This window comes from Ralstonia flatus, assembly GCF_958439105.1.
Taxonomy (GTDB): Bacteria; Pseudomonadota; Gammaproteobacteria; order Burkholderiales; family Burkholderiaceae; genus Ralstonia; species Ralstonia flatus.
The window spans coordinates 381,609-391,595 of record NZ_CAUDLI010000006.1 but is presented as its reverse complement, the minus strand read 5'-3'; the positions used below and the strand labels follow the sequence as shown (position 1 = coordinate 391,595).

The following is a 9,987-nucleotide window of genomic DNA, read 5'->3' as shown; positions in this document are numbered from 1 at the left end:
CAGCTCGGCGGGAATCGCCGGCAGATCGCCCGGCTTGGTCTTTGGTTTGCGAGGCATAAACCCTCCTTGAGGGCATGTTATGCCTTGAACACGAAATTACTGACAGGCCCGGGCTAAGTCCCGCACTCAAAGCACGAACGCCGGCGCGGTGTAAACGGTGCACGCCGTGTAATGCGCGACCTTTTTCCGTCAAAAATTGTGCGTGGCATTGAGATACGCAGCAACGGTGCCCAACATCTCCGTGTCGTGCCGACCGGCATGACGCTGATAGCTGCTTTAGAAGGATTTCAATGTCTCAAAACCTGATTTCGTTTCAACTCAGCGCCACCGACGTAACCGCCATTGATGGCGCCCTGAAGACCCTGGAAGAAAAGCTCGTCGGGCTGATTGGCCTGTCAACTGAACAACGCAGCAAGCTCATGAAGATGGGCCACAAGTCTGAGGCGTTCTGCCGCGAAGCTGTGGAACTGCTCAGCAACAACCCCGGCGTGCTGCCCGCAAACTTCAATCTGCAAGAGATGCGCCGTGACCTGACGGGCTTTGACACCCTGCGCCCACGCGTTGCCCGGGTGGACAAGCTGCTGGAACGGATGCGCGATTCGCAACTGGCGATGGGTAGTGATTTGATGTCGGCCGCCCTGGAGGGTTACACGTACCTGAAGGTTGCGGGCAAGGGAGAAGGGCTGGAGGGGGCGCGTCGGGCCTTGTCGACTCGGTTTAGTCGGAGGCCGAGGAAGAAGGCGGAGGAGACTGCGCAGTGAGGTGATTGGTTGCTAATGGATTGAAAGGAGCCGCCCTTTGGGGCGGCTCCTTTTATTGGGTATGACCATTTTGTTCTGCGAAGTTGACCACTGAGTACATCGTGCTTCGCGAAGGCCAGCATGGGTCGCGGAGCACATAGCCGCTCTAATTATTGGAACCAAACAAAGTCCCATCATTTGACGCCTGACCCCGACACCATTACGAAGGTTATAAATTAGCAGTCACTTTCGAGTTCGTAATAATACCATTGATGAAAATCAACCTCATCAAACAAAAATGAAGGCTCGAGAAATAGATGCCCCGCCCCCCACCACGGAGGGGATTGCGCGACACCCAAAACCAATAAAGGTAGAGGCACAACCGCCGCTTCCAGAGAATGGCGCAAAGCTGCCAAAAAAAATGGACTAATCAGCCTGCAGTGCTAGTATGTCAGCACAAAAAAACACGTTATTGAAACCGGACTTGCCGTACTTCCCGGAGGGGGATGTGGACGACATCGTTGTATCTTTAGTGAGAGGGGGCGTGGTTATTGACACGATTCGGCGCCCACTACGGTGGATCGATGGGAGACCAGCGGTTACCTACCGGCGCACACTTTGGCCGGTGCACGACGGCAAAATTTATCTTGATTGCTCCCCAACGACCCTCACGGGCGACGAGATTGACAGCGGGAGCCCCATAGGGAATCCGCCCAACGCCGCAGCGCCCGAAGTATCCACCATTATTACCAGCTGGGACTCCGACCAGCAGGCTGTCATTTCGGCCCCCTCAAGCGCACGAGCCATCGTAGACGCAGGCCCTGGGACAGGTAAAACGGCCGTCGCATGCGCGAGAATCGCCCACCTTATTGAGGAGGGACTTCTCGAGCCAGTAAATTGTTTGGTAGTAAGCTTTACCCAGACCGCCATTCATGAGTTCAGAAACAGAATTAGTTCTTTTCTTTCCGATAAAGCAGCAGCCCTCAGCATTCGCGTAATGACCGTTGATGCGTACGCGTGGTCTATTAGGTCTGGCTTTGATGAGTCTGCAGCACTAACCGGAAGCTACGAAAGCGGAATTACATCCACCCTTCCAGTCCTCAGAGAAAGCCCTGAAGCCGCAGACTATATTGAACGCATAGAACATGTAGTCGTTGACGAGGCTCAGGATATTATGGGCGTTCGCGCAGAATTCTTATGTGAATTTTTTAATAGAATTTCACCTGAGTGCGGCGTTACAGTATTTTCTGATGACGCTCAGGCAATCTATGGCTTTGCTGAAAACGGTTCGGTTCAAGGCTCGATAGAGAACAGCAGCGGAGAGCCGCTCACCAAACGTCTACGCAAAAGAGGGGACTTTACAGCTGCCGCGCTCAAAAAAATTCATCGCTCCGCATCTCCCATATTGCAGGAGATTTTCACGACGGTTCGTGGAATCGTATTGGATCCCTCCTCGGAGCCTACGGCCAGAGAAAGAGAGGTCCGTAGCACGATCGAGAAACTCGCTGGAGATCCAGCACTTCAAGCGCGCAAAATCGATGGATCGACTCTTATCGATACGTCGCTGGTGCTATTCCGTCGTCGAGCTGAGGCCTTACAAGCTTCAGCCATTCTGAACCATGTACCGCATCGACTACGTTTGGGCGGTCTTCCTTCAATTCTTGCTCCATGGATTAGCGCATGTTTCTTCGATGTCACTGCGCAACGAATTTGTCGGACGGATTTCGATCACCTGTGGAACGGCCGAGTGGTGGGGATTCTGCCCGACTCAGGGGATTCTGAAGCCGCCTGGAATCGGTTATCCGCCGTAGCCGGAATTCAGGGTGACTCTATCGACATGAAGCGCCTACGGCGCGCTCTCGCACGCCGTCAGCTGCCGACAGGCTTGTGCACTCCAGACTTTGGCTCTGACGGCCCCATACTGGGCACGATTCACAGCAGCAAAGGGCGGGAAGCTGAGAGTGTTCTCCTTTTTCTCCCCACACGAAACGAGTCCAACGCGGAGATCGAAGAAGAGGCACGGATCATGTTCGTGGGTGCCACACGAGCACGAGCGAAGTTGCGCACCGGAACTGGGTTTCACATGAAAGCGGCGAATCTTCCTGGAAGTGGTCGCGCATACAGCTATCTCGGCAAGAGCGGAGAAACCGCTCTGATGACAGAGATTGGCCGCGAAGGGGATTTACGAGCAACTGGCTTGGTGGGTCGAAAATTTTTTACCGAGTCAGACGCCGCTTGGGCGCAGCGGCAATGCTTGGACCTCGGGAACAAGCGGACTGTTGCGACCGCCTCCCAGGTAGCACAGATCGACTTTTCCTATGTCATCACAACGGACGGCGAAAGAAAAATCGCCGTGCTCTCGGAAGCTTTCAATGATGACCTATGGGCGCTTGCGAAAGTCTTATCGACGAATCGCCGTTATAGGCTTTTGCCACCAAGGCAAATCAAGCATATCCGACTGAACGGTGTGCGTAGTCTAGTAGTTTCACCGGAAGACCCGGACTGCGAGCGTCTGCATGAACCTTGGGCATCAAGTGGCTTCATGCTGGCTCCGACTGTTATCGCATACACAAAGATATGGTTCCAGAAGAAAGCATGAGCCCTCCGCCCCCGGCTTCGCGGGATACCGTTTTGTCTCGCTTGACTGCCGACCTGCTAGGACCTCGCGAGTCGAGCGAATTGCTGAACGCCCGCCCCTCGGACATTTATGCCACCGGCATACTTTGGCCTAAGAATAGTCCGCCCGATCCCGACGATAACGACCGGCTGGGAGCGGATGGAGACACAGAAGGCGACGACGGCACTCCAGCAGATGAGACCGAGGCTGTATCGCCATCTTCACTGCGACGCCCGTCGGCCGCTGGACTCTCATTTGCTGTGGATAGTGATGAACAGGAGCCTGCTGTTAGGGTGCTGATCAAATTCGGCATGTACTCCCCGAAGGAGGCAACCGATATGAAAGGTGCTAGGCAGTGGTTTCGTCGCGATGTCCATATTGCCCTCGACCGGGTGGAAATCAAGGCCGGATTGCACACTCATTCACTTGAAGAGTATGGGGCACCTGCCGGAGTAGCGTTGTATGTGCGGGCCTTGCACCTGAAGAAAGGTCGGCTGGTAACACTAACCCTTGTCAACGGTATCAGCGCCGAGCAGGGACGTGACGAGATGGAAGCAGCGACTCTGTTCCAAACAAGTATCTGCGTTTGGCCGGCAGGTAGATCTCATCTCATACCGCGACCCGCACGACGCAGTAGCCTGGATGCCGACGAGGAGTCAGCGTCTGTTCTCTATCGACTGGCGAAGGAGTTCGCCGCTGGCCATACCTGCTCTGCGGACTGGTCCGAAGACGCGCATGGCCGGGCAAGCTGGGTAGCTACAACGTGGCTTCCCACAAGTGTGGTGTCGAGCGTGGATCCGCAAGGCCATGCCGTTTTCAAGGAGCTGGGCGAAAGAAGCAGCGTCTTTGATGCGGCTTGGCTCGCGGAAGCGCCTCCACAGGCGCTGCAAACGGAGCTCTCGGCTTTAGCGAGCACATACCGGCAGTGGATCAGCCTCCAAGAGGCGAAATTGATAGCGCTTCCCACTGAGCTTAAGCGTATTGCCCGGACAAATCTCGATGGTTGTGCCGATGTGGCATCAAGGATGGATGCAGGGGCCCGGCTGATTGGCACGGATCCTTTCATGACACGAGCCTTCCAACTTGCAAACAAGGCGATGCTTCTCCAGTACAGCTGGAACGATGCGAAGGCTCATCGCGGAGCGTTACGTTGGCGCCCCTTTCAGCTGGGATTCCTGCTTCTGGCCGCAGAATCAACAGTGGACTCTGCCCACCCAGCCCGAAATGTCATGGATCTGCTTTGGTTCCCCACCGGTGGCGGCAAGACAGAGGCGTACCTGGGATTGATTGCTATCACAGCGTTCTATCGGCGACTTTCGGCGCCTCAAGCCGATGACGGTGCAGGTGTCGCCGCCGTGATGCGCTACACGCTACGCTTGCTGACCACCCAACAATTTGAGCGAGCTGCAGCCCTATTGCTCGCTTGCGAAGCGATCCGTAGGCAAACAGACGATCTTGGACAGACTCCGTTCTCAATTGGTCTATGGGTAGGAGGGGATGCGTCTCCAAACAAGCGCCGTGAAGCGTATGCGGCGCTCCACGGTCACGGAGGCCCCTCACCCAAGCAACTGACCAAATGCCCTGCCTGCGCCAGTGGATTGAGATGGAGCCAAGCGAGCAGCGATGCGCCTGTTCTAGTGCATTGCGTCAAGAGTGGCTGCGTTTTTGGAGACAGCGAAACACCACTTCCAGTGTGGACAGTCGATGAAGATGTCTACCAAATGAAGCCCACGCTTCTTATCGGCACAATAGACAAGTTTGCACAGATCGTTCGAAAGCCCTCCGTTAATTCGCTGTTTGGACTTGATGGCGGGAAAGCCCCAGATCTAATCATTCAGGATGAATTGCATCTTATTTCTGGCCCTCTTGGCACGCTAGCCGGCCTGTACGAGGTGGCATTTGACTTGATGCTTTCAGCGCAGGGCAGAAAACCGAAAATCATCGGGTCAACGGCAACAATTCGACGTGCCGCCGAACAGGTGCGTGCACTTTTCAATCGCGAGACGTGCCAGTTTCCGCCTCCTGCCATCGATCATGACGATTCAGGTTTCGCCGTGAAAGACGGCAGTGCGCCCGGGCGTAGGTATGTCGGCATCGCATCGGCTGGACGGTCAGCAAAATACACTCTGCAGGCTGTATCCGCCTCACTACTGCAATCGGGTTCGGCGGGCTTCGCAACTCGACGTGCGGCGGATCCATACTGGACACTAGTTACATACTTCAACTCGCTTCGGGAACTGGGGGGATCTCTTGTCCTTATGCGAGACGACGTTAGTGATACTGTTGGCACACTCGCTGCCCTGCGAGGCGAAACTCCTCGCTTTCCCGCAAACATTGAGGAATTGACATCGAGGCGATCGCAAGAGGATGTCCGCGACATGTTGGACTGGCTTGCCACCCCCGCCACCGACCCGGCAGCTCTAGACGTTGTGCTGGCGACAAATATGCTGTCCGTGGGTGTCGATATCCCCCGGCTTGGATTGATGCTCGTCTACGGTCAACCCAAGGGCATTTCGGAGTACATACAAGCAACTAGCCGTGTGGGTCGGGGCAATGTTGCCGGTCTTGTCGTGTCCGTACTCAACAGCGCAAAAGCACGTGACCGGTCTCACTTTGAGACGTTTCGTACTTGGCACGGAAGCCTATATAGAGACGTGGAGGCAACCAGCGTGACGCCATTTGCTTCGCGAGCGCGCGATCGTGCTTTGCACGCAGTTCTCGTTGCTGCCGTTCGCCATCTCGTTCCAGGCATGCTCAACACCCCTGTATTTGACGCGCCTGCTGAGACTCAGGCTCGGGCGATGATAGCTGCAATAGTTTCGCGGGCACGCATAATTGATTCAAACGAAACAGCAGTCGAAAGAGAACTGACGGAACGCTTGGAAATTTGGCTAGATAGAAGCCCTATCAACTACTGGCACGATTACAAGCCTCGGGAATCGTTACTGCAAAGCGCTGAACGCGCTGCCACGGAGAAGGCTTTGGGTCGCAGCGCGGGGGAAGCGTGGCCCACAATGAATAACATGCGCAGCGTTGAAGCCGGCACTCCCTTTCGCTTAGCCGAACGACTGCGGCCGAACAATGGGAGGAACAATGAATAACTATCTTGGCGATCTGAGGCGCAGTGCAGTAGCGGCCATGTTTGGTCCTGGCTCCATTGTTGATTTCCGAGCCGATCATGCGACCATCTCAGCGGTCGCGGCCGGTTTGGAGGAGTGGGATCGCTCATTCCCACCTGCTGGCTTGATGAATGAGCAGGTTATCCAGGAACCTCGGCTACAGCGCAAACTTGGCGTGCACGGTTTTCGACTGCCGCCCGTTATCGATCCAACTCGCGGCAGAAAAGAGGGGAAAGGTGATACCCGCTCATTGGTGGCTTCACGGTTTCCCGGGTGGTTGCAATGCCCGCAATGCAACCGAATTGCCCCTCAAAAGAAATGGATGGGGGATCCAGGAAAAGCGGACCGCTATTGCCCGATCTGCTCTGCAGGGAAAAGCCCCCGGCAGCGGGCCTATGTTGTTCCCGTTCGATTTGTACTCGCTTGCACTCGAGGCCATCTTGACGATTTCCCTTGGGATTGGTGGGTAGGGCATGAAGATAACTGTCGATCACGAGGAGATTTTCTGCTCCTCGTGTCGGAGGGTCCAGGACATGCGGGCCTGTTCTTGAGCTGCACACATTGCGGCGCTAGACGGTCGATGGACGGCATCTTTTCGAGTCAGACATGGGAACGCTTCTCGGCATGCGCTGGCAAACGTCCATGGTTGGCCGCTCCAGACGAGAACTGCGACCGCCAGCCACAGGCAGTTCAGCGCGGCGCGTCAAATCTATATTTCCCCGTTGTTGAATCCGCGCTAAGCATTCCGCCGTGGTCCGATAGGTTGCAAGAATGCATAGGCGTGTACTGGGATGCGATCGTGCAGGTCGATCCGGCTCAGAGGGTCAGCTTCGTAACGATTCTTGCCGCAGGACCACTCGCTTCTGCGCTCCAAGAGCTACGTATGACGCCGGTTCAGCTAGTGGACAAGATCGAGCGCCGCTTACATCAGTACATTCAGCCCATGTCGGATCTCCGGCAAGAAGAGTACCGACAATTTTCATCCGGACAGGATTCATCTCCGGACGAAGATCGCGAGTTTGAGATTCGAAATATTCCACTACCAACACCACTTAAGCCCTGGTTCAGCAGCATCGTTAAGGCAGTTCGGCTGCGCGAGGTTCGCGCATTAAAAGGATTCACTCGAATAACCCCACCGGGCGACGAAAATAGCCCAGAGATTGCCTCTCTTTCGATAAAGCCAATGAATTGGCTACCGGCTATCGAGGTCCGTGGCGAGGGAATTTTTTTAGAACTGAACCAGGAAACACTTGTTTCTTGGGAAAGCAAAGAGTGGGTTCGTCTCCGCGGAGAACGAATTAATACAACTTGGCAACGAGAATGGCGTGAGCGATATGGACCGGACGCCCCAGCGCCAAAGGCGATAACGCCGCGCTTTCTTCTGATACACACATTCGCACATGCGCTCATGCGTCAGTTGACTTTGGAATGTGGATACTCCAGCGCGTCATTAAGGGAGCGTATATACGCTGCAGAAGGAGATACGCCAATGGCAGGATTGCTGATATTTACGGCCACGTCAGATGCAGATGGGACGCTGGGCGGGTTGCAGCGACAAGCCGACTCTTCACGCATCACGAGAACGATCGAATCCGCTCTCGCCTCGATGAAATGGTGCTCATCGGACCCGTTGTGCATAGAAGACGCATTCGCTCAGCCAGGCAGCCTCCTATTGGCCGCGTGCCATGCATGCGTGCTAGCACCGGAAACGTCTTGCGAGGAGTTCAACCGATTCCTAGACCGAGCGCTGTTAACTGGCGCACCTAGCTGCCCAGATGGAGGGTACTTCTACGGGCTTTCGCATGAAGAGGAGCCTCAGTAATGGCAATAATGTGGCCCCGCAGGCTCCCACAAGAAGTACTTGAAAACCCGCTTCGCTTCGCAGAAATCAAAGTCTACAACTTGTTAAATCAAGTGTTAGACGAATCATTTACTGTGTTCTACAGTCGCCCGTGGCTGGGCCTTACTCCCTCCGGCGCGGAACGCGATGGAGAATGCGATTTTTTTGTTGCCCACGCGGAGCATGGGCTCCTCGCTATCGAAGTAAAAGGCGGTTCCATTGCCTACGATCCGGCTCATGAGAGATGGAGCAGTACTGATCGATATGGAATTGTTCACAGCATCAAGAACCCCGTTGCACAAGCACGTACCGCTAAGCATGCCATTCTCGAGAAGCTACACAAATCACATGGCTGGCATTCTCGACGAGTTAGCGCACATCACGGGGTGATCTTTCCCGATTGCTACGTGCCAGCCGAAGGTCTTGGTGTGGATGCTCCGCGCCGCATCGTCTGTTCCTTGGATGATTGGCCTAACTTACGCCAATGGATTCTCGCGAGGATGACCGGGGGTACATCGGCTGGAGAGCAAGCGCTAGGGCGCGATGGCGTGCGTGCGCTAGAAAACTTGCTGGCTCGTCCGTTCATGCTGAAAACACCATTGGGACACCTTCTTGCAGAAGACGAACGCGCCTTGGAATCGCTTACCCCGCAGCAGTTCCAGATTCTAGAGTCAATCCAAGATATTCCACGCGCCGGAGTGGCTGGAGGGGCTGGCACAGGAAAAACAGTTCTTGCAATAGAGGAGGCACGACGCTTTGCTGAAGCAGGGAGGAAGACCCTTCTTATTTGTCACAGTAAGCCCCTATCAGCTGATTTCAAACGCCGAGTAAAGGGCATACAGAACCTGGAGGCGGCCGGTTTCCATGAGCTATGCCTACGATTGGCAACGAAAGCCGGGCTGTCGTTCGAGGTTAAAGATGATGCGCAGTTCTTTGACGAGGTCGCGCCTGAACTGTTGATGACGGCCATTGAGCGAAGACCCGACCTAGAATACGACGCTGTAATTGTCGATGAGGGCCAGGATTTTCGCGCTCTCTGGTGGATCGCCTTAGAGGCTACTGTCCGTCGAGGCGAGCAATCTCGGCTCCATGTCTACTACGATTGCAATCAGCGCGTGTACGAGCGAGGGGGGCGTCCTCCCGATGATTTCCATCTTGTACCGATTCGGTTAACGCGCAATCTTCGGAATACCCGCGCAATTCATGATGCTTCGATGCGTCACTACGTTGGCTTCCCGATACACCCCAACCATCTCGACGGTGTAGCGATAGAAGCGCACTGCATCTCAGAGGCACCCGACGTATTGAGGTGGATAGATGCGAAGGTTCATCATCTTACTGGGCCGGAACGGTTGTCGGCGGGGGACATAGCAATCGTCACGACCTCTTCTGAGCTCGTTGCTCTGATACGAGCCCGGGGGAAGGTTGGGGGAGAACTCATAACGGATGCTGCCGCGCCCGATGATGAAGCTGTGGCCGTAGATACTATTCGCAGGTTTAAGGGACTCGAACGCCTCGCCGTGATTGTCATTGCCGACCAGGAGATACTTGACGCTCCGGAGCTTGCTTATGTGGCTCTCTCTAGAGCGCGAACACTTCTGTCTGCTTATGGTCCGACCGAGGTTTTAACAGCGCTTTTTGGTACGCGGAAACCTGTTTAGGTGCGGAGCG

5 protein-coding genes are annotated in these 9,987 nt (G+C 55.1%); all 5 read left to right on the top strand.

What is annotated here, in order from left to right; genetic code table 11:
• The first annotated feature begins 290 nt into the window (after nucleotides 1-290).
• Nucleotides 291-761, top strand: coding sequence for a hypothetical protein (locus R2676_RS16425; RefSeq protein WP_065860130.1), 471 nt, complete (start codon nucleotides 291-293; stop codon nucleotides 759-761).
• A 427-nt stretch (nucleotides 762-1,188) separates the two neighbouring features.
• Nucleotides 1,189-3,339, top strand: a complete 2,151-nt coding sequence (locus R2676_RS16420; RefSeq protein WP_206272400.1) for a UvrD-helicase domain-containing protein — start codon at nucleotides 1,189-1,191, stop codon at nucleotides 3,337-3,339.
• Nucleotides 3,340-3,650: 311 nt separating this feature from the next.
• The gene (locus R2676_RS16415; RefSeq protein ID WP_206272401.1) at nucleotides 3,651-6,458 is read left to right on the top strand and encodes a helicase-related protein; all 2,808 of its coding nucleotides are present in this window, start codon (nucleotides 3,651-3,653) and stop codon (nucleotides 6,456-6,458) included.
• Entirely contained in the window at nucleotides 6,451-8,298 is a 1,848-nt protein-coding gene (gene drmB, locus R2676_RS16410) for a DrmB family protein (protein WP_206272402.1), read from the top strand. Before R2676_RS16415 ends, drmB begins: the two co-directional genes overlap by 8 nt.
• On the top strand, nucleotides 8,298-9,977 hold the full coding sequence (locus R2676_RS16405) for a nuclease-related domain-containing DEAD/DEAH box helicase (RefSeq protein WP_206272403.1): 1,680 nt from the start codon (nucleotides 8,298-8,300) through the stop codon (nucleotides 9,975-9,977). The genes drmB and R2676_RS16405 overlap by 1 nt, the downstream gene beginning before the upstream one ends.
• Nucleotides 9,978-9,987 lie beyond the last annotated feature (10 nt).